Here is a 21,720-nt window from a genome sequence, read left to right on the forward strand (position 1 = left end):
CGGACCGAATCCCCCGAATGCCGCACCTCGCCGGTTTGACACCGCCCTGCGGATGCGGTCTCCTTTCCCCTATGTCAGAGTTCGCCAGCCCCCGGAGCGGTTCCACCCTCCGCCGTGCCGTGAACTCCTGTTGTCGCCTCTGTCCCTGTATCTAGGCGCCCGCGTCCCACCGCGCGCCGCCTTCTCCAGGAAGCACAGAGGCCGCCCGCGATCTCCCGCCCCAGGACATCCCGGAGCCGGCTGCTCCCCGCCGAACCAGCCGCCACCTCCGAGGACCACTCCCGTGCGTATGATCCGCATCCGCAAGCGGAACCGCGACCGCAACAAGCTCGCCCGCCTGGGCCTCCCCCACAGCATTCGTCGGACAAGCACGCCGCGTTGGGCGGACGGCCTGAGCGACGTCTCCATCGCCGGCGACCCGCTCGCCTTCCCGCACCTCGCCCGCACCGACCTGCCCCGGCACCCCACCACCGTCGCCGAGTACGCCCGGCTGGTGCGCGAGATCGCCGCCGACCGCGCCCGCTGGGAGCCGCTGGTGCGCTACGACGCCCTCACCCGCTGGTACGCCCGGCTGGAGACCGGCCCCGGGTACGAGGTCTGGCTGCTCAGCTGGCTGCCCGGCCAGAGCAGCGGCTTCCACGACCACGGCGACTCCTCCGGCGTGATGGCCGTCGTCCAGGGCGAGCTGATCGAACGCTCCCTCACCCACGCCGGCGAGGACGAGCGGACCCTGCGGCCCGGCGGGCGCCGGGTCTTCTCCCCCGGATACCTGCACGAGGTCGTCAACGGCACCCTCGAACCCGCCGTCTCCGTCCACCTGTACACGCCCGGTCTGACCGAGATGAACCAGTACGGAACCGCGGCCGTCGAACAGCAGTCGCTGGCGCAGCCGGACGCCCACTGACGAGGCGTCCGGGCGTGGCAGGATGGCCCCCATGCGCATCGTGGCACTGGCAGGCGGGATCGGCGGGGCGCGCTTCCTGCGCGGACTCCTCGCGGCGGTCGGACCGCAGGACGAGATCACCGTCATCGGCAACACCGGGGACGACATCCACCTCTACGGCCTCAAGGTCTGCCCCGACCTCGACACCGTGATGTACACCCTCGGCGACGGCATCCACGAGGAACAGGGCTGGGGCCGCCGCGACGAGACCTGGTCCATCAAGGCCGAGATGAAGGAGTACGGCGTCGGCCCCGAGTGGTTCGGGCTCGGCGACCGCGACTTCGCCACCCACCTCGTCCGCAGCCAGATGCTGGGCGCCGGCTACACCCTCAGCCAGGTCACCGAGGCGCTGTGCGTGCGCTGGAAGCCCGGCGTGCGGCTGCTGCCGATGAGCGACGACCGGGTCGAGACCCATGTGCGCATCACCGACGAGCAGGGCACCCGGGCGATCCACTTCCAGGAGTACTGGGTCCGGCTGCACGCCTCCGTCGACGCCGAGGCGATCGTCCCGGTCGGCGCCGACACCGCCAAGCCCGCGCCCGGCGTGCTCGACGCCATCGCCGAGGCCGACGTCATCCTCTTCCCGCCGTCCAACCCCGTCGTCTCGATCGGCACCATCCTCGCCGTCCCCGGCATCCGGGAGGCCGTGGCCGCCGCACCCGCGCCCGTCGTCGGGCTCTCCCCGATCATCGGCGGGGCGCCGGTGCGCGGCATGGCCGACAAGGTGCTCGCCGCCGTCGGCGTCGAGGCCACGGCGGAGGCGGTCGCGCTGAACTACGGCAGCAGGGCAGCGCTGCGAAGCAGCTCGAGCGAGGGTGGCGGTGGGCGACGGGCGGGCGTGATCGACGGCTGGCTCGTCGACACCGCGGACGAGGCGTCCGTGGCCGCCGTCGAGGCCGGGGGCATCGCCTGCCGGGCCGTCCCGCTGCTGATGACCGATGTCGGGACCACCGCCGAGATGGCCCGGGCCGCGCTCGCGCTGGCCGAGCAGGTGCGCCGATGACCGTACGGATCCTGGGAGTCGAGGGCCTCCCGGAGATCGAGGCGGGCGCCGACCTCGCCGCGCTGCTGGCCAAGGCCGGCACCTACGAGGACGGCGACGTCCTGCTCGTCACCTCGAAGATCGTCAGCAAGGCGGAGGGGCGGCTGCTGCGGGCCGAGGACCGCGAGGCCGCGATCGACGCCGAGACCGTCCGCGTCGTCGCCCGGCGCGGGCGGGCCCGGATCGTCGAGAACCGCAACGGCTTCGTCATGGCCGCCGCCGGCGTCGACGCCTCCAACACCGCCCCCGGCACCGTGCTGCTGCTCCCCGAGGACCCGGACGCCTCGGCGCGCGCCCTGCGCGCCGGACTCCAGCGGCTCACCGGCCGCCGGCTCGCCGTCGTCGTCACCGACACCTTCGGACGGCCCTGGCGCAACGGGCTCACCGACGTCGCCATCGGCGCCGCCGGGCTCTCCGTCCTGGAGGACCACCGGGGGCGCACCGACAGCCACGGCACCGAACTCGTCCTCACCGTCACCGCCACCGCCGACGAACTCGCCGCCGCCGCCGACCTGGTGAAGGGCAAGGCCACCGGCGTGCCCGTCGCCGTCGTGCGCGGGCTCGGCCACCTCGTCACCGCCGAGGACGGCCAGGGCGCCCGGCCGCTGGTGCGGCCCGCCGTCGACGACATGTTCCGCCTCGGCACCTCCGAGGCCCTGCGCGAGGCCGTCACCCTGCGGCGCACCGTCCGCGCCTTCACCGACGAGCCCGTCGACCCGGCCGCCGTCCGACGGGCGGTGGCCGCCGCCGTCACCGCGCCCGCCCCGCACCACACCACGCCCTGGCGCTTCGTCCTGCTCGAATCCGCCTCGCGGCGCGTGCAGTTGCTCGACGCCATGCTCGACGCCTGGCGCCGCGACCTGCGCGACCTCGACGGCTGGGACGAGGCCCGCATCGCCCGCCGCACCGCCCGCGGCGACGTCCTGCGCCACGCGCCCTACCTGGTCGTCCCCTGCCTGGTGATGGACGGCTCCCACACCTACCCGGACCCCCGCCGCGCCACGGCGGAGCGGGAGATGTTCACCGTCGCCGCCGGCGCCGCCGTCCAGAACCTCCTCGTCGCCCTGACGGGCGAGGGCTACGGCTCCGCCTGGGTCTCCTCCACCATGTTCTGCCGCGACACCGTCCGCGAAGCCCTCGACCTCCCGGAGAGCTGGGACCCGATGGGCGCCGTCGCCGTCGGCCGCCCGTCCGAGGCGCCGAAGCCCCGCCCGGCCCGCACCGCCGACCCCTTCATCGAGGTGCGGTAGGGATCAGAAATCGCGGTAGAACCCGCCCCGCTTACCCACCTTCACGACGACGATCACCAGCACGTCGTCGTGAATCTCGTACGCCAGTCGGTAGACGCCGATGCGGAGCCGATAGAGGCCCACGTGGCCCACCAGCTTCTTGACATCTGGACCGTCAACGTAGGGGTCGTCGCCGAGCCGGGCGAGCGCGGCGAGAATTTTCAGGGCGTCGGCCTGGCTGATGCCACGCAGTTGCCGCTTGGCGTTTGCGGTGAATCGGAACGCATACTTCACGCGGCGCTCCCTGTGGACCCCGACGGCTCCCCGAACAGGTCCGCCAACAGTTCTGCCATGCTCACAGTCGGCTCGTTCCGATGCTTCTCAGCTTCTCGGGCAAGGAGTTCGTCCTCTGCATCCTCGATGGCGTCGAGGACCTCTATCGGCACGACGGCCCCAACACGCTCGCCCTTGCGCGTGATCACGGTGATCTCACCGGCCTCCGCCCGGCTGATGACCTCAGCGAGGTGGGCACGGGCTTCACGGATGTTCATTGCGTCAGCCATGCCATAAGCGTACACACCCATGCGTACACCATGCGGGAACTCCGCTCAGCGGTGGCGGTGGTCGTTGGGGGTGAGGCGGGGCCCGTAGCGGGGGGCGCGGGCGCCGGTGGCCATCAGGAGGCGGCAGACGCGGTGGCGGTGGGGGCGGTAGGGCTCGAGGAGGGCGAGCATCTGGGCGTCGTCGCTGCGGGGGCGGCCGGCCAGGGCCCAGCCGACGAGGTTGGGGAGGTGGAAGTCGCCGACGGAGACGGCGTCGGGGTCGCCGTTGCTGCGCTGGAGGGTCTCGGCCGCCGTCCACAGGCCGATGCCCGGGACGGCGGTCAGGCGGGCGAACGCCTGCTCGTGGCCCATCGTGGACGCCTCCTCCAGGCGCGGGGCCAGGCGGACGGCGCGCATCACCGTCGCCGAGCGCTTGGGGTCGACCCCCGCGCGGTGCCACTCCCAGCTGGGGATCATCGCCCACTCGCGGGCCGAGGGCGCGACCCGCATGCCCTCCGCCGGGCCGGGGGCCGGGGTGCCGAAGTCCCGCAGCAGGGTGCGGAAGGCGCGGTACGCCTCGTCGGTGGTGACCTTCTGCTCCAGGATCGCCGGGACGAGCGCCTCCAGGACCAGGCCCGTACGGGCGAGGCGGACGCCGGCCGTACGGCGCTGGGCGTCGCGCAGCGGGCCGGCGGGCAGGTGCAGGTCCTCCGGGTGGTCCTCGGCGCCGAGGAGGACGGGCAGGCGCTCCAGCAGCCAGTCCGCGCCGGGGCCCCAGGCGGTGGCCTCGACCTCGCCCTCCGCCGGGCGCGGCAGCACCCGCAGGGTGCCGACGCCGGACGGGGTGCGGGAGGTGCGCCAGATCGCGCCGTCGCCGGTGGAGCGGTAGGACGGGTCGGCCGGGCCCCTGCGCAGGGGCAGCAGGGTGCGGGCCACGTCCAGGGGGAAGCCCGGGCGCCAGCGCCGTACCGACTCGTCCGCCACCGCGCGCCTCCGCCGAGTTCCGAGTTCCGGGATCCGAGCTCCGGGATCCGGCTCCGTGATCCGAGAGGGGGAAGGATACGCGGCGCCACCGTCAGGGGGTCGGCGGGACGGGCGGCTGCTGGAGGCGGGCGGCGGCGGTGCGCAGGGCGGGGAGCGTGGCGTAGAGGGAGGTGCCGGGGCACTCGGTGTTGAAGGCGTCGCGGTGGCCGGAGACGGCGTCGAAGTCGACGACCGTGCCCTTGGGGTAGCGGCTGGCGTCGGAGGCGGAGGTCAGCTTGGTGCGGCCGTCCGCCGGTTGGGCGGTGAGGGACAGCTTCCAGGCGGCGATGGCGGCGAGGCCGTCGAGCAGGGGCTGCGGCGGGGTGTCGTTGACGTAGGTGCCGATGGCGGCGACGCCGGAGGAGTCGGTGTTGAAGCCGAGGGTGTGGGCGCCGTGCACGGGCTGGTCGACGCCGCCGGCCCGGCCCTCGTAGACCGTGCCGCAGCGGTCGACGAGGAAGTTGTAGCCGATGTCCCGCCAGCCGCTGGTCCGGACGTGGTACTGGTAGATCGCCCGGATGACCGTCGGGGCGTCGGCGCAGGCGTAGTCGGTCGCGGTGGCGGTGTGGTGGACGAACACCTCCCGCACCGGCCCGGTGTACTCGAAGTCCTTGTCGCGCAGCGACTCGTCGGCGCCCCACCCGGCCCGGGTCACGATCGCCGGCCGCGGGGCCGCGGTGGCCGTGGGGGCGGGATCGGCGGGCAGGGTGCGGGTGGCGGCGCCGCCGGGGGCGCCCGCGCCGGGGTCGACGAGTTCCAGCCGCAGCCCGGGCGGCGGGCCGGCCGGTCCGGGGCGGACCTCCACGGCGACGCCGTCGCTGCGGCCCGTCCACAGCGGGGCGGTGGAGCCGTTCGGGGCGCGGTCGGGGCCGTCCTCGGGGCCGGTCTCCAGGGCGTGCCAGTCGCTCCAGCCGCCGGTGTCCGCGTCCCGGGTGCGGACCCGTACGGCGCCGCCGGAGAGCGCGTCCGCCGGGCCGTCCCAGCGGACGCCGAGGAGTTCGAACGGCCGGGTGCCGCGCGGGGCGAGCGGGTGACCGGCGGTCAGCGGCAGCGAGGTGGTGGTGCCGCCGCCGGGGAAGTCGCGGCGGGTGGAGCCGTCCGAGGCCAGGGCCGGGGCGGGTTGGAGGAGCAGGGCACAGGTGCAGCCGGCGAGCAGTGCGGCCGGGAAGGAGAAGCGCATACAGCGGATGTTCGCCGCAAACCGGACGGCCCGCCACGCGCCTCGCCACGCGCCGCACGAGCACACCGGCACCCCTCCCGGCACGCCACCCGAAGGCCGTAGGCTGGGGCGCACCATGACTGTGCCTTTCGCTGCCGATGCCCGGACCCCCGTCGAGCTGCTGCACGCATACCTGCGAGGCGGCTCCCCGTCGGTCGATCCCGCGGCCCCGCTGGTCACCTTCTACGACGACGCCACCGGCGAACGGGTGGAGCTCTCCGCCCGGACGTTCGACAACTGGGTGGCCAAGACGGCCAACCTGCTGCAGGACGAACTGAACGCCGGCCCGGGCGACCGCGCCGCGCTGCTGCTTCCCGCCCACTGGCAGAGCGCCGTCTGGCTGCTGGCCTGCTGGTCGGTCGGGGTGACGGCGGTACCGGGCGGGGACCCTGCCGACGCCGACCTGGTCGTGAGCGGCCCGGAGGGCCTGGAGGCGGCCCAGGCGTGCGAGGGCGAGCGTGTCGCCCTCGCACTGCGCCCGCTGGGCGGCCGGTTCCCGCAGCGCCCGGACGGCTTCCTGGACTACGCCGCCGAGGTGCCCGGCCAGGGCGACCGCTTCGCGCCGTACTCCCCCGTCACCCCGGACGCCCCGGCGCTGGAGACGGGCGTGGACGGGCTGCCGCTCAAGCTGACCGGTGAGCAGACCGTGGCCCTGGCGCGGGAGGGCGCCGCCCGGCTGGGCATCGAGCCCGGCGACCGGGTGCTCTCCACCTCCTCCTACGACGACTGGGCGGGCCTGGAGGCCGGCCTGCTGGCGCCGCTGTCGGTCGGCGCCTCCGTGGTGCTGTGCCGCAACTCGCAGGACCTGAGCGACGAGCAGTGGGAGAAGCGCACGGAGTCCGAACGGGTGACTCTGCGCCTCGGGTAACCCCCCGCCCGGCCCCGGCGGGTAGGGATCGCTGCCGTGGCCGAGGACGAGACCCCGATGACCGATCCCCCGACGACCGCTCCCCCGGGCGGCCCGGAACGTCCCCGACGGCGCCGGCGGTGGCTGATGATCACCGCCGGCGCCGTCGCGTTCCTGCTGGTCGCGACCGGGGTGCTGCTGTGGGTCGCGTACCGCAAGCTGGACGGCAACATCCGCACCGACTCGACCACCGACCGGCTGCTGGCCAGGCTGGAGGCCGAGCGCCCGACCCGGACGGCGGGGGCGAAGGGCGCCGAGAACCTCCTGCTGATCGGCAGCGACGACCGCTCCGGCTCCAACGGCGCGTACGGCGGCGAGTCGGGCACCCAGCGCTCGGACACGACGATCCTGCTGCACCTGGCCGCCGACCGGCGGCACGCGACGGCCGTCTCGATCCCCCGCGACGTCATGGTGCCCGTGCCCGCCTGCGACCAGCCGGACGGCACCCGCAGCAGTCCCGGGACGATGCAGTTCAACTGGGCCTTCGAACGCGGCGGCGCGGCCTGCTCGATCCGCACCGTCGAGCAGCTGACCGGCATCCGGATCGACCACTACCTGATCCTCGACTTCTCCGGCTTCAGGACGATGGTGGACGCGGTCGGCGGGGTCGAGGTGTGCGTGCCGCAGCCGATCCACGACAAGGACGCCAAGCTGGACCTGCCCGCCGGGCGCCAGACCCTGCACGGCGAGCAGGCCCTCGGCTACGTCCGGGTGCGGGAGAGCCTGGGCGACGGCAGCGACACCCAGCGGATGGGGCGCCAGCAGCAGTTCCTGGCCTCGCTGCTGCGCAAGGTGCAGTCGCAGGGGGTGCTGCTGAACCCGGCGAAGCTGTGGCCGGTGCTGGACGCGGCCACCTCCTCGGTACGGGCGGACGGCGGGCTGTCCTCGCTCGGCGCGCTGTACGACCTGACGCAGGACCTGCGCGGGGTGCCCTCGGCGGACGTGGTGTTCCTGACGGCGCCGCGCCGCCCGTACCGCTACGACTCGGACCGGGACGAGTTCGTGCAGCCCCAGACCGCGCAGCTGTTCGCCGCGCTGAGGGACGACCGACCGATCACCGTCCGGCCGCCCGGCTCGCCGACGGCGAGCCCCAGCCCGAGCCCCGGCCCCGGCGCCGGGCCTGACACCGGGCCGACCGCCGAGGCGGGGTCGGGGGAGGCGGCGTCACCCACCGCGAGCGCCTCGCCCACCTTCGAGGGACGGACGGCCGACGTGGACGCCTGCGCCCCGCACTGACGGCTTTACCCGCCCCTTGCTCACACGTGACCGACGTCATACCCGGAACGATTACCCCCCGCGGCTCGTCTACTGTGTCCGAATCGGCCTGCCGCCCCCGTGCGCCCGGCCCCGTGACCGGACGGACGTAGGGAACCCCGTTGCAGCAGGACATACCGGAGACCGGCCAGGGCAGCGGGGAGAGCCGTCGCGACAGCCGTCGCCGGGCGGCCGCGGCGGCCCGGAGGGCACGGCGCCGGCGGGCCCTGAAGTGGACGGCCGGGGCGGGCGCGCTGGTGCTGGTCGCCGGCTGCGGCGGGGCGCTGTACCTGTACGAGCACTTCAACAACAACCTGACCTCGGTCAAGGTCGACGTGGGCACCGAGGAGGAGCGTCCCAAGGCCGCCGGGGACGCGCTGAACATCCTGGTGCTGGGCACCGACAGCCGAAAGGGCCTCGGCCGCGCCTACGGCGACGAGGGCAGCGAGGGCCATGCCGACACCACGCTGCTGTTCCACCTCGCCAAGGACCGCTCCAACGCGACGGTCATCAGCATCCCCCGCGACCTGATGGTGCCGATCCCCGAGTGCCAGTCGGCGGACGGGAAGAAGAAGATCCCCGGCTCGGCGCGGGACATGTTCAACACCAGCCTCGGGCAGTCGGGCCGCGACCCGGGCTGCACCTGGAAGACCGTCGAGAAGGTCACCGGCATCCGGATCGACCACTTCGTGGAGGTCAACTTCGAGGCCGTGAAGTCGCTGTCCACGGCCGTCGGCGGGGTCGAGGTGTGCGCGGCCAAGGACATCAACGACTCGGACTCGCACCTGAGGATGACCAAGGGCCGGCACGTGGTCCAGGGCGACGAGGCCCTGGCCTTCGTCCGCACCCGGCACGCGGTGGGCTTCGGCGGGGACCTCACCCGCATCCCGCTGCAGCAGCAGTTCATCAGCTCGATGATCCGCAAGATCAAGAGCGACGACACCCTGACCAGCCCCACCAAGCTCTACAAGCTCGCCGACGCCGCCACCAAGGCGCTCACCGTGGACTCCGGGATCGGCAGCGTGGACAAGCTCAAGGACCTGGCGCTGGACATCAGCAAGGTGGACACCAAGAACATCACCTTCGCCACCGTGCCCGTCCTCGACGACCCAGCGGACAAGGACCGGCTGATACTCAAGCAGCCGGACGCCGGGCAGCTGTTCGCGATGATCGCGGGCGACCGCTCCCTGACGGAGACGGCCGCGCCGCCCGCACCCGCCACCGACGCCCCGGCCGCCACCGCCCCGGCCGCGACCGCCCCGGCTGCGACCGCCCCGGCGGTGGACACCAAGGACGTCCGGGTGACGGTCCGCAACGGCAGCGGGACGCGCGGGCAGTCCGGCCCGACCGTGGAGAAGCTCCGCGGCAAGGGCTTCACCAAGGCTTCGGTGGCCAGTGACGCCCCGGTGGCCGCGACCACCACCGTCTCCTACCCGGCCGGCCAGGAGGCCGAGGCCGCCGCGCTCGCCGCCGCCCTCGGACTGCCGGCCGGCGCGGCCAAGCCGGACCCGAAGGCCGACCCCAAGGGCGCCCTGGTGCTGGTCCTCGGCAAGGACGTGCTCGACGCGGGCCCGGGCCCGCAGCAGCCGCCGACGGCCGCGCCGAAGGACCTCCAGCGGGTGCAGGCGGACGATGTGGACGTCTGCGCCAAGTAGTTACGCGGGGGCGAGGGTTCCGTCCGCCTCCTGGTAGCGCTCGCCCGTACGGGGGCAGGCCCAGCGGCCCCCGCCCACGGGCTCCAGGCGCTCCCCGGCGCGGCCGACCCAGCCGATCCGGCGGGCCGGGACCCCGGCGACCAGGGTGAAGTCGGGGACGTCCCGGGAGACCACCGCGCCCGCCGCGACCAGGGCCCAGCGGCCGACCGTCACCCCGGCGACCAGCACCGCCCGGGCGCCGATCGAGCAGCCCTGACGGAGCGTCACCCCGTCGGCCCGCCAGTCGAGTTCGGTCTTGAGCCGCCCGTCCGGGGTGATCGCCCGGGGGTTGCGGTCGTTGGTGAGGACGGCGGCCGGGCCGATGAACACCCCGTCCTCGACCACGGCCGGCTCGTACACCAGGGCGTGGTTCTGCACCTTGACCCGGTCGCCGATCCGCACGCCCGGGCCGAGGTACGCGCCGCGGCCGATCACGCACTCGGCGCCGACCACGGCCCCCTCCCGGACCTGCGCGAGGTGCCAGACCGTCGTCCCGGCGCCGATCACGGCCCGCTCGTCCACGTCGGCGCTCGGCTCGACCCGGGGTTCACTCATGCGAACCGACCCTAGACCGTGTCTTTCGGATCAACGCGCCTGGGAGAGCGCGTCCTTGGAGGCGGGGGCGGTGCTGGCGATCACCTTGCGGGCGAGCGAGCGCGGCGAGGTGAGGAAGCCGAAGCCCCAGCTCAGGTGCATGGTGGCCAGCGCCACCGGGAGCAGCGCCTTCGCCTTGGCGGACAGGCCCCGGCCCTCGACCACCGAGCCGCCGAGGATGCCCAGCAGGTAGGCGCCGGGGGCGGCGAGGAAGACGGGGTGGACGGCGGCGCCGAGCACCAGGCCCAGGGTGACGCCCAGGAAGGCGGCCGGCGGGGCGAGGTAGCGCAGGTTGACCGAGCCGCGGTGGTAGCGGGTGACGACCCGGCGCCAACGGCCGTAGTCCTTGTACTGCTTGGCGAGCGCCCGCACCGAGGGCCGGGGCCGGTAGGTCACCTTGAGCTGCGGGGTGAACCAGATGAGGCCGCCGTCCTGGCGGATGCGGTAGTTCAGCTCCCAGTCCTGGGCGCGGATGAACTCCTCGTTGTAGCCGCCGAGCCGCTCCAGCACCTCGCGGCGGAAGACGCCCAGGTAGACGGTGTCCGCCGGGCCGGCCGTGCCGCCGGTGTGGAAGGCCGCGTTGCCGACGCCGATCTTGGAGGTCATCGCGGCGGCGACGGCGTCCTCCCAGTCGGTCTCGCCCTCGGCGTGCATGATGCCGCCGACGTTGGCGGCCTCCATCTCGGTGAGCAGCCGCACGGCGGTGTCGATGTAGCCGGGGGTGAGCAGGCCGTGGCCGTCCACGCGCACCACTATCGGATGGCTGGAGCCCTTGATCGCCGCGTTGAGGGCGGCGGGGGTGCGGCCGGTGGGATTGGGCACGGTCTTGACCCGCCGGTCCTCGGCGACCAGCTCGGCGGCGATCTCGTCGGTGCGGTCGCTGGACGGACCGAGGGCGATCACCACCTCCAGCTCGCCCGGGTACTCCTGCTCCAGGATGCGCCGGACGGCGGTGCGCAGGTGTCGTTCCTCGTTGAGCACCGGCATGATCACGGAGACCGCCGGCAGCTCCTCAGCAGCCTTGGTGTTCATCGCGCCCAACCGTACCGGTGCGCGAGGCACTCCGTCTCATCCGGCCGGTCTCACCCGGCCAGGTAGTGGGCGACGGTGAACACCGCGTAGCCGGTCAGGGCCAGGCGGTTGAGCAGGTTCTGCGGGCGGCCGAGACCCTCCGGCAGGGTTTCGACCGGGCGCAGGTCGGGCCGGTTGGCCGCGACGGCGACGGTCCGCGCCAGCCGTACGGCGTCGTAGCGCTCGCCGAGGTGACCGGCCAGGGCGGCCATCAGCCGGATGTTGGCGGTGAGGTCCTCGCCCGAGCGCAGCTGGACGGTCAGCGCGCCCTTGTGGACGGCGGCCCCGCCGATCTGGCGCCACTCGTAGCTCCGCACCCGCAGGGCGGTGGCCACCCGCAGGCCCTCGCGGTCGGCGACCAGCTGCCAGGAGCAGGCTTGGGCGAAGGCGCCGACGGCCACGGTGCCGAGCCAGAGGGGGCGCAGCATCCCCTTCCAGAGGCCGTCGCCGCCGAGCAGCACGGCGAGGGCGGCGAGGGCCACGGCGGCGAGCGGTCCGGCCAGCGCCCGTACGGGCAGGGGCAGTTCCCAGCGAAGGGCGGGCAGCGGCTGCGCGCCGGGGGCGGGGGCGTCGGCGACCGTGCGGGCGCTGATCGCGGCGACGGTGTCCTCGCGCTCGCGGTCGCGCTCACGGCGGGTGCGCAGCGCCCGGCGCAGGCGCGGGGCGCGGGCGGCGGGGGCGGCCACCGCGGCCAGCCAGCTCGGGTCCCCCGGCAACAGGGCGGGGCGGAACAGGAGTTGGGGGTCGAGGCCGTCGGGGCCCCGGTAGAGCACGGCAGGGACGATGCGGTCGGGCCGGGCGCGGTCGGCGGCGGCCTCCTCCTCCCCCTCGGAGTGATCGGAGTGGTCGGGGTAGTCGACGTCGTCGCCCTCGAGGTCGGGGTGTTCGACGATCCAGGCCGGCTCGGGGTCGTCGGGCACGCCTTCGTGGGCCCAGTAGTAGCGGTCGCGTTCCAGCAGCCGCCACAGCGGGCGCGCCCCCGGCGGGCCGTCCACCGGCAGCACCAGCAGGCCCCCGCGGCCGTCGGCGCGCAGCCGGACGGCCAGGGCGGGGGCGGCGCCCTCGAAGGAGGGCCGGGTGCGGCGGGCGTCGTGGACGAAGGCCGAGCCGAGCAGCAGCAGGGCGGGCAGGGCGATCATCGCGCCGAGGCCCAGGTCGCCGTCGAGGTCGTACGTCTCGCCCTCGGCGCGGACGCTGTCGCCGTCGACCAGCAGCGGGACGTACTGGCCGGGCTGGGGGACGGCGGCCCACCAGAGGTCGAGCCTGGCGGTGCGCCGGTCGCCGCCGCCGGGCGGCTGGTAGCGGACGGAGAGCAGGCCGTCCTGGTCGGTCTCCGCCGCCACGCCGGTGACCCGTACGGACCGCTGCTCGGCCTCCTCCCACCGGTGCTGCTCCCACAGCCCGAACAGCGGCACGGCCAGGGCGGCCGCCAGCAGCAGGACCCCGAGTAGGCGCCGCCCGACCGGCGGGCCGTCCGGGGGCATGGGCGGGGGCGCGCCGACGGCCGTCCAGGGGAAGGGCGCTGGCGGGTTCATGAGCTCGTCGAGCTGCTGGCGGGCGCGGCGGCGGCCGAGTTCGGCGCCGACCAGGACGGCGGTGAGCAGCACGTGGGCCAGCACCGTCGACCAGCGGGTGAGCGGTTCCACCAGCCCCTGGGGGGCGTACCAGAGGACGGCCAGCGCGACCGGCGGGATCAGCGGGCGGATGCGGGGCTTGAGGAGCAGCAGGAGGATCTCGGCGAGCAGCGTCCAGACGGCCAGGCTCTCGCCCCCGGCCGTGTGGCAGATGCCCTGGACGTTGCAGACCCCGGAGTCGTCCGGTTCCGTGGCGGTGGCGAGGACGGTGACGGCGAGCGGCACCAGCGCGAGCCACCGGGAGTCCAGTCGCCAGGCCGTGCGGGCGGCTCGCCAGCGAGCGGCCGCGACGGCGGTCAGGGGCGCGGCGCTGGGCAGCGACGGGGCGTCCGGGGTGTACATCGGACGATCATCTCAGCAGGGCGGCGGACGGAAACACCGTGGGGCCGGGTGCGCTCCTTACGTTCCTGGAGTGCACCCGGCCCCACGGCCCCCGTTCCCCCCGTTCCCCCGTCCCCAGTCCCTGGTCCCGCAGCACCCGCTGGGCGGTGATGCCCCAGGCCAGGCCCAGCCCGGCGCCGAGGACCGCGCCGAAGAGCGCGATCACCACGGACTCCAGCCGGATCATCCGGCGCAGCTGGCGGCGGGAGAGCCCGATCGCCCGCAGCAGGCCGATCTCCCGGGTGCGCTCGACCACCGACAGCGCCAGGGTGTTGACCACGCCGAGCACCGCGACGGTGATCGACAGCGCGACCAGCCCGTAGATCAGGTAGAGCAGGGTGTTGATCTGGCCCTGCACCAGCTCCTTGTAGCCGGCCTGGTCCTTGATGGTCAGCTGCGGGTACTCCTTGAGGCCGTCCTCCAGCGCGGTCAGCGTCTTGGTGACGTCGGCGCCGGCCTTGGCCTTGGCGAAGAAGGTGAACACCGGCGGCTGGTCGGCGTCCGGGACGGCCTTGGACAGGGTGTCCAGGTCGACGAAGGCACCGGAGCCGTACAGCCCGCCCTTGGCGAAGACGGCGCCCACCGCGAGGTTCTGGGTGTGGCCCTTGCCGTAGTCGACGGTGACCTGGTCGCCGACCTTCAGGTTGTGGTCCTTGGCGAAGGTCTCGCCGAGGCCGATCGTGCCGCGCCCCACCGCGTCCGCCGAGCCGGCGACGACGCCCGGGTGGAAGTCGGTGTCGAAGAAGGTCGGGGGCACGGCGGTCAGCTCGTTCTTGACCATCCGGCCGTCCGGCAGTTGGAGCTTGGAGGAGAGGAAGGACCGCTGGAGGCTGACGTGGTCGATGCCCGGCGTCTTCTTCACCGTGTCGATGACCTCCTGGGAGACCGCACCGCGGCCGCCGGAGAGGATGTAGTCCACGCCCACGGTCTTGTCGATCTGCGCGCTGGTCGAGGTGACGGCCGAGGAGCTGAAGACCGAGGCGGCGATCACCAGGGCCAGGCCGATCATCAGCGCGGCGGCGGTGGCGCCGGTGCGGCGCGGGTTGCGCATCGCGTTGCGCTGGGCGAGCTTGCCGGACGGGCCGAACAGGGCCGGCAGCACCGCGCCGAGCACCTTGATCACGGCCGAGGCCAGCAGCGGGCCGAGCACCACGAAGCCGATCAGGGTGAGCACCACGCCCAGGCCCAGCAGCTGGCCGCCGTCGGCGGCCTTCTCCGCCTGCCCGCCGAGCACCAGCACCGCGCCGCCGCCCGCCGTCAGCACCAGGCCGATGATCGTCCGGATCAGGTTGGTGCGGGCGTCGCCCGGGGTGCCGTGGTCGCGCAGCGCCTCGATCGGCGCGATCCTGCTGGCCCGGCGGGCCGGGAACCAGGCGGCGACCATGGTGACGATGATGCCGAGGGCGTACCCGGCGATGAAGACCTCGGGACCGATCTGCAGGTCGGCGGCGTCGAGGTTCATCCCGATGAGCTTCATCAGCCAGACCAGGCCGACCGCGACGAGAAGACCGAACCCGATCCCGATGGTGGAGCCGAGCACGCCCAGGATGAGCGCCTCGACCAGCACCGAGCGGTTGACCTGGCTGCGGCTGCCGCCGACGGCGCGCAGCAGGCCGATCTCCCGGGTGCGCTGGGCGACCAGCATCGAGAAGGTGTTGACGATCAGGAAGATGCCGACGATGGCGGAGACGAACGCGAAGCCGAGCATCGCGTAGGTCATGAAGTCGAGGCCCTGGCCGACGGCCTTGGAGTTCTCGTCCTTCTGCTCGGCGGCGGTCTTGGCCTGGTACCCGCCGCCGATCTTGGCCAGCGCGTCGGCCTTGATCTGGTCGTTGGTGCGGCTGCCGTCGCCGAACACCTCGACGGAGGTGAACGCCTGCTCGCCGAGCAGCACCTTCTGGGCGGTCGGGGTGTCGGTGAAGGCCAGCGCCGCACCGGGGTTGGTGGTGGTGAAGGTGACGATGCCGACGATGGTGAACTCGTGCTTGCCGCTCGGGTTGTCGACCCGCACCTTGTCGCCGAGGGCCAGCTTGGCCTTCTTGGCGGTGTCGGCGTCCAGCACCAGGTCGTCGGAGCCCTTGGGCAGGTGGCCGGAGGTGAGGTTCGTCGGGTTGCGCGGGGTGTCCGTCCAGTTGCCGACCAGGGTCGGCGCGCCGGTGGTCGGGCCGACCAGCTTGTTGGTGGACGGGTTGACCAGGACGGCGTTCTCGACGGAGACCTGGCCGAGAGCGCTCTTCACCCCGGGCAGCCCGGCCAGCTTCTGGGCGATCTCGGTCGGGACGGTCGGCGGCTTGACGGTCGTCTGCTGGCCCTCCTCGCTGTCGTCGGCCGGCTTGGGCGGCTGGACGGAGACGTCGGAGGCGGTGGCGGCGAAGAGCTTGTCGAAGGTGCTGGTCGCGGTGTTGGAGAACACCAGCGTGCCGGACACGAAGGCGACCGACAGCACCACGGCGATGAGGGAGAGGACCATTCGGCCCTTGTGGGCGAAGAAGCTCCGCAGTGAGGTCTTGAGCAGCATCGTCTCTAGTCCCGCCCGCTCAGCTGGTGCGCTTGCCGTCGAAGCGGCGCATGCGCTCCAGGACGGAGTCGGCGGTGGGGGCGTGCATCTCGTCGACGATCACGCCGTCCGCGAGGAAGAGGACGCGGTCCGCGTAGCCGGCGGCGACCGGGTCGTGGGTGACCATGACGATGGTCTGGCCCAGTTCGTCGACCGAGCGGCGCAGGAAGGTCAGCACCTCGGCGCCGGAGCGGGAGTCGAGGTTTCCGGTGGGCTCGTCGCCGAAGATGATCTCGGGGCGGGCCGCCAGGGCTCTCGCGACGGCCACGCGCTGCTGCTGGCCGCCGGAGAGCTGGGTCGGGCGGTGCTTGAGGCGGTCGGCCAGGCCGACGGTCTCGACCACCTGGTCCAGCCAGGCGCGGTCGGGCTTGCGGCCGGCGATGTCCATCGGGAGCGTGATGTTCTCCAGCGCGTTCAGGGTCGGGAGCAGGTTGAACGCCTGGAAGATGAAGCCGATCTTGTCGCGGCGCAGCTTGGTGAGCTGCTTGTCCTTGAGGCCGGTGATCTCGGTGTCGCCGATCCAGATGCGCCCGCCGGTGACGGTGTCCAGGCCCGCCAGGCAGTGCATCAGGGTCGACTTGCCGGAGCCCGAGGGGCCCATGATCGCGGTGAAGCGGCCTCGCTGGATGTCGACGTCGACCGCGTCGAGCGCGGTGACCTTGGTCTCGCCGGAGCCGTACGCCTTGGTGACCTGGCGGGCCGCCGCGGCGACTGCGGATTCCCCGCCGGGGAGCTGGGGGTCGTACACGGCTGCTGCCGTCGTCACTGGAGTCTCCTTGGAAGGTGGGCCCACCGGTCACTCCCGCCGGCTCCTGCGAGGAACCGGCGGGGACGTGTCCCACGTTAGGAGTGCGGGCGACGGCGCTCGTCCTCCCCCGGAATGAAGCGGTTCAACCAAGGTTCTACGGGGTGCGTGACCCCTACCCCTAGGGGTCGGCCGCGACCGTCTCGGGGAAGGCCCGTACGGGGGCTCAGCCGCAGGTCAGTGCGGGTACGGAGAGCCTCTCGAGGGCGTCGGCGAAGCCCGTGACGACGGGGGTCAGCAGGGCGTCGGTCTCGCGCTCGACCAGGGTGGTGCCGTCCTCCCCGGCCGTCACGTGGCGGTCGAGCACGAACCAGCCCTGGGTGATGTGGCCGGCGCCCATCGAGCTGAGCACCGGGCGCAGCGCGTAGTCGACGGCGAGGACGTGCGCGGGCGAGCCGCCGGTGGCCAGCGGCAGGACGGTCTTGCCGGCGAGGGCGTACTGCGGGAGGACGTCGAGCAGGGCCTTCAACAGGCCCGAGTAGGCGGCCTTGTAGACGGGGGTGCCGATCACCACGCCGTCCGCCTGCGCGAACAGCTCGGTGACGGCGACGATCTCGGGGTGGCCGAAGTCCCCGGACAGCAGCGCGTGCGCGGGCAGGCTGCGGGCCTCGAACGGGACGACGTGGTGGCCGCGTTCGGCGAGCTGCGCGTCGACGTGGCGCAGCAGCCGGGTGGTTCGGGAGGTGGCGGACGGGGATCCGGAGACGGACAGGACGGTGGCCATGGGTTCACCTCTGGCTGGAAGCGGGACGACGTACGTCTTGGGGGCGTGCGTCAGCCGCGACAGAGTGAACAGGCGACCCCACGCCGCAGGTCGACGTGCCGCCGACGCGTGAGTGCCCGACCCTGATCCATGCCGTCGATGCAAACACGTGGTGTTCGAACCGGTCAAGAATCGTTTCAGCAGCCGGAACGCGGGATGTCGGGACGTTACGGCGGAACGATCCGGTACGTGCATCAAAACTGCTACAAGAGGCCCGGTGGGGACCCCGGGGGGAGTCACCGCGGCCCGGGTCGGGCATTCTCGACCACATGAACACGTGGCAGGAGGGCCGCCGGGGTGGCGGCGGGAACCCGTACGGCGGCAACGGTACCGGCGGCGGGGCGGCCGAGCCGCCGCTGCCGTCCTCGCTGAACCCGCGCGGACCGGCGGCTCCCGCGCCGCAGCGGCCGGAACCGCCCCGGCCCGTCGGCATCCCCGGGCAGCAGCAGGGCGAGGGTCTGCCGGACGGGCGCCCGGGCGGCCCCGGGCGCCCCGGCGGGCCGAACGGCCCCGGTGGACCCGGCGGCCCGGGCGGCCCCGCCGGTGCGCGCCCGGCTCGGGCCGGGCGGTGGCCGCGGCGCAGGATCGTGAAGTGGACGGTCTTCGGCGTGCTGATCGCCTTCATGGTGACCTCCGTCTCCACCTGGTTCTGGGCGGACTCCAAGCTCAACCACGAGAACGTGCTGGCCGACTACCAGGGCCGCCCGTCGGCGGGCAAGGGCACCAACTGGCTGATCGTCGGCTCGGACAGCCGCGAGGGCCTGACGGCCGCCGAGATGGAGGACATGCACACCGGTCACGACGTCGAGGGCAAGCGCAGCGACTCGATGATGATCCTGCACATCGGGGACAGCGGGAACACGCTGATGAGCGTCCCGCGCGACTCCTGGGTGCAGATCCCCGAGTACAAGGCGTCCAACGGCAAGACCGTCAAGGCCACCACCGCGAAGATCAACTCGGCGTACAACACCGGCGGCGGACGCCTGCTGGTGCAGACCGTCGAGAAGAACACCAACATCCGCATCGACCACTACGCCGAGATCGGCTTCGCCGGGTTCGCGGGCATCGTCGACTCCATCGGCGGCGTCGAGATGCACATCGACAAGGACATCCAGGACCGCGACTCCGGCCTGGACCTCAAGGCCGGCGACCAGACCCTCAACGGCAAGCAGGCCCTCGCCTTCGTCCGCCAGCGCCACCAGATGGCCGACCAGGACCTCGGCCGGATGCGCAACCAGCAGAAGTTCCTCGGCGCGCTGGCCCACCAGGCCGCCTCCCCGGGCAACCTGGTGAACCCGTTCACCTTCTACCCGCTGGTCGACTCCGCGCTCGGCACCCTGATCGTCGACGACGACTGCGGGCTGACCGACCTCGGCTCGATGTTCCTCGCCATGAAGGACGTCAACGGCGGCAGCGGCAGGAGCCTCACCATCCCGATCGGCAACGCGGACTTCCGGACCAAGACCGGCGAGTCGGCGGTCCAGTGGGACGGGACCAAGTCCAAGCAGGTGTTCGAAGCCTTCAGGAACGACACCGCCGTACCGGACGTCAAGTAACCGTGACGTGACGTGCGCGTGACTTCACAATGGGTGAATGTCACTCGTCACCGCACTCATCTACCGCCGTCGCCACCGCCTCCTGGGCCGCCTGGTCCAGGAGGCGCTCGCGTTGTACGGGATGGAGGTGCCGGCCGCCTGCGAGATCGGGCCGGGACTGACCGTCTTCCACCGGGGCTTCGGCACCGTCCTGCACCCCTACACCACGCTCGGCGCGGGCGTGACGCTGTACAACGGCGTGACCGTCGGCAGAGCCGACCCCTGGGTGCCCCAGGAGCTGAGCCCGATGCGAAGAGTCGTCGTCGAGGACGGCGCGGTCCTGTGCGCGGGGGCCAAGGTGGTCTGCAAGGAGGGCGTGCTCACCGTCGGCGCGGGCACGATCGTGGGGGCCAACGCGGTGCTCACCCGCTCGACCGGGCCCGGCGAGGTCTGGGCCGGGGTGCCGGCCCGCCGGGTGGGGATGCGGGAGGGGGCGCGGGAGGGGTACGCGCCGCCCGTGCAGCAGCTGCGGGCCTAGAAGTGCCGCCGCCCCGGAGCGGGAGGTCGGCCCGGCCGACCTCCCGCTCCGGGGCGGTACGCGTTCCCCTGGGGGACCGGTGACTACTCGACCACGCCCGACTTGGCGATGGTGACCTTGGCGGAGGTACGGCCGCTCTGGGAGCCCTTGGACTCGACCAGCTTGACGACGTCCATGCCCTCGACGACCTCGCCGAAGACGACGTGCTTGCCGTCCAGCCAGTCGGTGACGATGGTGGTGATGAAGAACTGCGAGCCGTTGGTGTTCTTGCCCGCGTTCGCCATCGACAGCAGGCCCGGCTTGGTGTGCTTGAGCTGGAAGTTCTCGTCCGCGAACTTCTCGCCGTAGATGCTCTTGCCACCGGTGCCGTTGTGGTTGGTGAAGTCACCGCCCTGCAGCATGAAGGCCGGGATGACACGGTGGAAGCCGGAGCCCTCGTAGCCGAAGCCGTTCTGGCCGGTGGCCAGCTCGCGGAAGTTGCGGGCGGTCTTCGGAACCACGTCGTCGTACAGCTTGAAGACGATGCGGCCCGACGGCACGCCGTCGATCTCGATGTCGAAGAAAACGTTGGAAGCCATGCAGGGATCATGGCACGACCGGCAGTCCGATGCGCGCCGCCCCCTCCGCCGGGCCTCGATTCCCGGGCTTGCGCGCCAGCAGGTACGCCTGCTGGGCCTTCTCGCCCTCGGCCGGCTCACGGACGGTGCGCAGGGTGACCGGCAGACCCGCCTCCCGGGCCAGCTCCTCCACCCGCTCGGGCCGCAGCCGGCGGAAGTCCAGCGTCACCGGGTGGCCCCAGGGCCGGTCCTGCCGGGACGGTTCGTCGCCGACCTGGAAGGCCAGCACCAGGTGGCCGCCCGGGGCCAGCACCCGGGCGAACTCGGCGAAGATCTCCGGGAACCGCTCGGCCGGGGTGTGGATGAGCGAGTACCAGGCCAGCGCGCCGGTCAACTCCCCGTCCCCGTACGGGAGGTCGAACAGCGATCCGACACTGAACGGCACGTCCGGGTGCTCCCGCCGGGCCAGCTCGACCATCCCCGGCGAGAGGTCCACCCCGGAGACGTCCAGGCCCAGCACGCGGTGCAGGTACCCGGTCACCCGGCCCGCGCCGCAGCCGAGTTCGGCCACCCTGCCGTCCGGCCGCTCGGCGCGGACCAGCTCGGCGAAGAGGCCGAGCACCGCGCGGTCCACCGGACTGGAGTCCATGTGGTCCCGGAACAGCTCGGTGTAGTCGGCGGCGACGGCGTCGTAGAACGCCCTGGTCTCGGTGAGGAACTGCGGCTCGGCGGGAAACTGCGGCTCGGTGGTCACGGCCAGGGACCTTACGGCTCCAACTCCCGCTCCGCCACCGCCTGGTCGCCGCTGAACTCGCCGGTCTCGCGGAAGCCGAAGCGGGCGTAGAACGCGGCCGGCCCGTCCGGGCCCGGGTGGTAGGTGACGGTGGCGCGGGTGCCGCCCCGGCGGCGGATCTCGTCGCAGACCTGCTCGACGGCGAAGCGGCCGTAGCCGCCGCGCTGGGCCTCCCCGTCGATCAGCAGGCGCCACAGGCCCGAACGGGGGCGCTCCCCGGTCCGGTCCGGGTAGAAGGTGATGTCGAAGAAGGCCATCACGAAGCCGACCGGCCGATCGCCGTCCAGGATCAGCCGGGGCCAGGCCGTCTCGCCGTACACGTACGCCTCGGCCAGCGACTTCGCCACCGGCGAGACCAGGTGCTCCTGCCCGGGGCGCACCCGCAGGTCGAGGGCGGCGTCGATGTTGGCGGGGGTGAGCTCGGCGAGGCTGAGGCTGTTCACGGGCATGGCGGGCAGCCTACGAACCGGGGCTGCCCGCCGTCACGCGAATTCCTACGGGAGGTTGCGGGCCATGACGATGCGCTGGACCTGGTTGGTGCCCTCGTAGATCTGCGTGATCTTCGCGTCGCGCATCATCCGCTCCACCGGGTAGTCCCGCGTGTACCCGTACCCGCCCAGCAGCTGCACCGCGTCCGTG

The 21,720-nt window shown here is 73.1% G+C and carries 22 protein-coding genes; 8 read left to right on the forward strand and 14 right to left on the reverse strand.

Going from position 1 to position 21,720, the window contains the following annotated elements; genetic code table 11:
• The first annotated feature begins 283 nt into the window (after positions 1-283).
• Genes IH61_RS0134005 through IH61_RS0134015 form a run of 3 tightly spaced genes read left to right on the forward strand, consistent with a single transcriptional unit; the run spans position 284 to position 3,235 of the window.
• On the forward strand, positions 284-904 hold the full coding sequence (locus IH61_RS0134005) for a cysteine dioxygenase (RefSeq protein ID WP_234327448.1): 621 nt from the start codon (positions 284-286) through the stop codon (positions 902-904).
• A gap of 31 nt (positions 905-935) precedes the next feature.
• Entirely contained in the window at positions 936-1,946 is a 1,011-nt protein-coding gene (cofD, locus tag IH61_RS0134010; RefSeq protein ID WP_031077072.1) for a 2-phospho-L-lactate transferase, read from the forward strand.
• The gene (locus tag IH61_RS0134015; RefSeq protein WP_031077074.1) at positions 1,943-3,235 is read left to right on the forward strand and encodes a coenzyme F420-0:L-glutamate ligase; all 1,293 of its coding nucleotides are present in this window, start codon (positions 1,943-1,945) and stop codon (positions 3,233-3,235) included. The genes cofD and IH61_RS0134015 overlap by 4 nt, the downstream gene beginning before the upstream one ends.
• A 3-nt stretch (positions 3,236-3,238) precedes the next feature.
• Here IH61_RS0134015 and IH61_RS0134020 read toward each other — a convergent pair whose 3' ends face one another.
• The 4 genes from IH61_RS0134020 to IH61_RS0134035 all read right to left on the reverse strand — a co-directional run bounded on the left by IH61_RS0134020 (position 3,239) and on the right by IH61_RS0134035 (position 5,959).
• Entirely contained in the window at positions 3,239-3,508 is a 270-nt protein-coding gene (locus IH61_RS0134020; RefSeq protein WP_031077076.1) for a type II toxin-antitoxin system RelE family toxin, read from the reverse strand.
• Complete coding sequence (locus IH61_RS0134025; RefSeq protein WP_031077078.1) at positions 3,505-3,777, reverse strand: type II toxin-antitoxin system Phd/YefM family antitoxin; 273 nt, start codon at positions 3,775-3,777, stop codon at positions 3,505-3,507. Before IH61_RS0134025 ends, IH61_RS0134020 begins: the two co-directional genes overlap by 4 nt.
• A gap of 45 nt (positions 3,778-3,822) precedes the next feature.
• Positions 3,823-4,740, reverse strand: a complete 918-nt coding sequence (locus IH61_RS0134030; RefSeq protein WP_031077080.1) for a DNA-3-methyladenine glycosylase family protein — start codon at positions 4,738-4,740, stop codon at positions 3,823-3,825.
• A gap of 91 nt (positions 4,741-4,831) precedes the next feature.
• Entirely contained in the window at positions 4,832-5,959 is a 1,128-nt protein-coding gene (locus IH61_RS0134035; RefSeq protein WP_051838526.1) for a peptidoglycan recognition protein, read from the reverse strand.
• Positions 5,960-6,074: 115 nt separating this feature from the next.
• Here IH61_RS0134035 and IH61_RS0134040 point away from each other — a divergent pair, with 115 nt between their 5' ends.
• The 3 genes from IH61_RS0134040 (at position 6,075) to IH61_RS0134050 (ending at position 9,814) form a co-directional block, all read left to right on the forward strand.
• On the forward strand, positions 6,075-6,866 hold the full coding sequence (locus IH61_RS0134040) for a TIGR03089 family protein (RefSeq protein WP_031077084.1): 792 nt from the start codon (positions 6,075-6,077) through the stop codon (positions 6,864-6,866).
• Positions 6,867-6,902: 36 nt separating this feature from the next.
• Positions 6,903-8,141, forward strand: coding sequence for an LCP family protein (locus IH61_RS0134045; protein ID WP_234327449.1), 1,239 nt, complete (start codon positions 6,903-6,905; stop codon positions 8,139-8,141).
• A gap of 140 nt (positions 8,142-8,281) precedes the next feature.
• The gene (locus IH61_RS0134050) at positions 8,282-9,814 is read left to right on the forward strand and encodes an LCP family protein (protein ID WP_031077087.1); all 1,533 of its coding nucleotides are present in this window, start codon (positions 8,282-8,284) and stop codon (positions 9,812-9,814) included.
• Here the strand turns inward: IH61_RS0134050 and IH61_RS0134055 are convergent, their stop codons facing one another.
• From IH61_RS0134055 to ssuE, 6 genes are all read right to left on the reverse strand, one after another.
• Positions 9,815-10,408, reverse strand: a complete 594-nt coding sequence (locus tag IH61_RS0134055; protein WP_031077089.1) for an acyltransferase — start codon at positions 10,406-10,408, stop codon at positions 9,815-9,817.
• 30 nt (positions 10,409-10,438) lie between these two features.
• Positions 10,439-11,479 (reverse strand): glycosyltransferase family 2 protein, encoded by a 1,041-nt coding sequence (locus IH61_RS0134060; RefSeq protein WP_031077091.1) that lies wholly within the window; start codon positions 11,477-11,479, stop codon positions 10,439-10,441.
• A 50-nt stretch (positions 11,480-11,529) separates the two neighbouring features.
• Positions 11,530-13,494 carry a hypothetical protein gene (locus IH61_RS0134065; RefSeq protein WP_031077092.1) on the reverse strand — a complete coding sequence of 655 codons (1,965 nt, stop codon included), beginning with the start codon at positions 13,492-13,494 and terminating at the stop codon, positions 11,530-11,532.
• Positions 13,495-13,501: 7 nt separating this feature from the next.
• Entirely contained in the window at positions 13,502-16,051 is a 2,550-nt protein-coding gene (locus tag IH61_RS0134070; RefSeq protein ID WP_051838527.1) for an ABC transporter permease, read from the reverse strand.
• 19 nt (positions 16,052-16,070) lie between these two features.
• Complete coding sequence (locus IH61_RS0134075) at positions 16,071-16,856, reverse strand: ABC transporter ATP-binding protein (RefSeq protein WP_037973729.1); 786 nt, start codon at positions 16,854-16,856, stop codon at positions 16,071-16,073.
• Positions 16,857-17,061: 205 nt separating this feature from the next.
• Positions 17,062-17,619 carry an NADPH-dependent FMN reductase gene (gene ssuE / locus IH61_RS0134080; protein ID WP_031077098.1) on the reverse strand — a complete coding sequence of 186 codons (558 nt, stop codon included), beginning with the start codon at positions 17,617-17,619 and terminating at the stop codon, positions 17,062-17,064.
• A gap of 308 nt (positions 17,620-17,927) precedes the next feature.
• On the opposite strand from ssuE, the gene IH61_RS0134085 reads away from it, so the two are divergent.
• The gene (locus tag IH61_RS0134085) at positions 17,928-19,214 is read left to right on the forward strand and encodes an LCP family protein (protein ID WP_031077100.1); all 1,287 of its coding nucleotides are present in this window, start codon (positions 17,928-17,930) and stop codon (positions 19,212-19,214) included.
• 37 nt (positions 19,215-19,251) lie between these two features.
• Positions 19,252-19,731, forward strand: coding sequence for a hypothetical protein (locus IH61_RS41900; RefSeq protein ID WP_051838528.1), 480 nt, complete (start codon positions 19,252-19,254; stop codon positions 19,729-19,731).
• Between the two features lie 83 nt (positions 19,732-19,814).
• On the opposite strand, the gene IH61_RS0134095 is transcribed toward IH61_RS41900, so the two are convergent.
• The 4 genes from IH61_RS0134095 to IH61_RS45215 form a co-directional block, all read right to left on the reverse strand.
• Positions 19,815-20,309 carry a peptidylprolyl isomerase gene (locus IH61_RS0134095; protein ID WP_031077104.1) on the reverse strand — a complete coding sequence of 165 codons (495 nt, stop codon included), beginning with the start codon at positions 20,307-20,309 and terminating at the stop codon, positions 19,815-19,817.
• A 7-nt stretch (positions 20,310-20,316) separates the two neighbouring features.
• Positions 20,317-21,042 carry a class I SAM-dependent methyltransferase gene (locus IH61_RS0134100; protein ID WP_051838529.1) on the reverse strand — a complete coding sequence of 242 codons (726 nt, stop codon included), beginning with the start codon at positions 21,040-21,042 and terminating at the stop codon, positions 20,317-20,319.
• Positions 21,043-21,053: 11 nt separating this feature from the next.
• Positions 21,054-21,530, reverse strand: a complete 477-nt coding sequence (locus IH61_RS0134105) for a GNAT family N-acetyltransferase (protein WP_031077109.1) — start codon at positions 21,528-21,530, stop codon at positions 21,054-21,056.
• A 45-nt stretch (positions 21,531-21,575) separates the two neighbouring features.
• Positions 21,576-21,720 (reverse strand): acyl-CoA dehydrogenase family protein (locus IH61_RS45215; protein ID WP_267884010.1); only part of this gene is annotated, 145 nt, incomplete at its 5' end.

The organism is Streptomyces sp. NRRL WC-3742 (genome assembly GCF_000720635.1).
Classification (GTDB): domain Bacteria; phylum Actinomycetota; class Actinomycetes; order Streptomycetales; family Streptomycetaceae; genus Kitasatospora.

Excerpts from the sequence above, each read along its gene's own strand:
- IH61_RS0134105 (WP_031077109.1), bottom strand. The coding sequence starts at position 21,530 with ATGCCCGTGAACAGCCTCAGCCTCGCCGAGCTCACCCCCGCCAACATC.
- IH61_RS0134015 (WP_031077074.1), top strand. The coding sequence starts at position 1,943 with ATGACCGTACGGATCCTGGGAGTCGAGGGCCTCCCGGAGATCGAGGCG.
- IH61_RS0134095 (WP_031077104.1), bottom strand. The coding sequence starts at position 20,309 with ATGGCTTCCAACGTTTTCTTCGACATCGAGATCGACGGCGTGCCGTCG.
- IH61_RS0134055 (WP_031077089.1), bottom strand. The coding sequence starts at position 10,408 with ATGAGTGAACCCCGGGTCGAGCCGAGCGCCGACGTGGACGAGCGGGCC.
- IH61_RS41900 (WP_051838528.1), top strand. The coding sequence starts at position 19,252 with ATGTCACTCGTCACCGCACTCATCTACCGCCGTCGCCACCGCCTCCTG.
- IH61_RS0134060 (WP_031077091.1), bottom strand. The coding sequence starts at position 11,479 with ATGAACACCAAGGCTGCTGAGGAGCTGCCGGCGGTCTCCGTGATCATG.
- ssuE (WP_031077098.1), bottom strand. The coding sequence starts at position 17,619 with ATGGCCACCGTCCTGTCCGTCTCCGGATCCCCGTCCGCCACCTCCCGA.
- IH61_RS0134065 (WP_031077092.1), bottom strand. The coding sequence starts at position 13,494 with ATGTACACCCCGGACGCCCCGTCGCTGCCCAGCGCCGCGCCCCTGACC.
- IH61_RS0134085 (WP_031077100.1), top strand. The coding sequence starts at position 17,928 with ATGAACACGTGGCAGGAGGGCCGCCGGGGTGGCGGCGGGAACCCGTAC.
- IH61_RS0134035 (WP_051838526.1), bottom strand. The coding sequence starts at position 5,959 with ATGCGCTTCTCCTTCCCGGCCGCACTGCTCGCCGGCTGCACCTGTGCC.
- IH61_RS0134040 (WP_031077084.1), top strand. The coding sequence starts at position 6,075 with ATGACTGTGCCTTTCGCTGCCGATGCCCGGACCCCCGTCGAGCTGCTG.
- IH61_RS0134070 (WP_051838527.1), bottom strand. The coding sequence starts at position 16,051 with ATGCTGCTCAAGACCTCACTGCGGAGCTTCTTCGCCCACAAGGGCCGA.
- cofD (WP_031077072.1), top strand. The coding sequence starts at position 936 with ATGCGCATCGTGGCACTGGCAGGCGGGATCGGCGGGGCGCGCTTCCTG.
- IH61_RS0134025 (WP_031077078.1), bottom strand. The coding sequence starts at position 3,777 with ATGGCTGACGCAATGAACATCCGTGAAGCCCGTGCCCACCTCGCTGAG.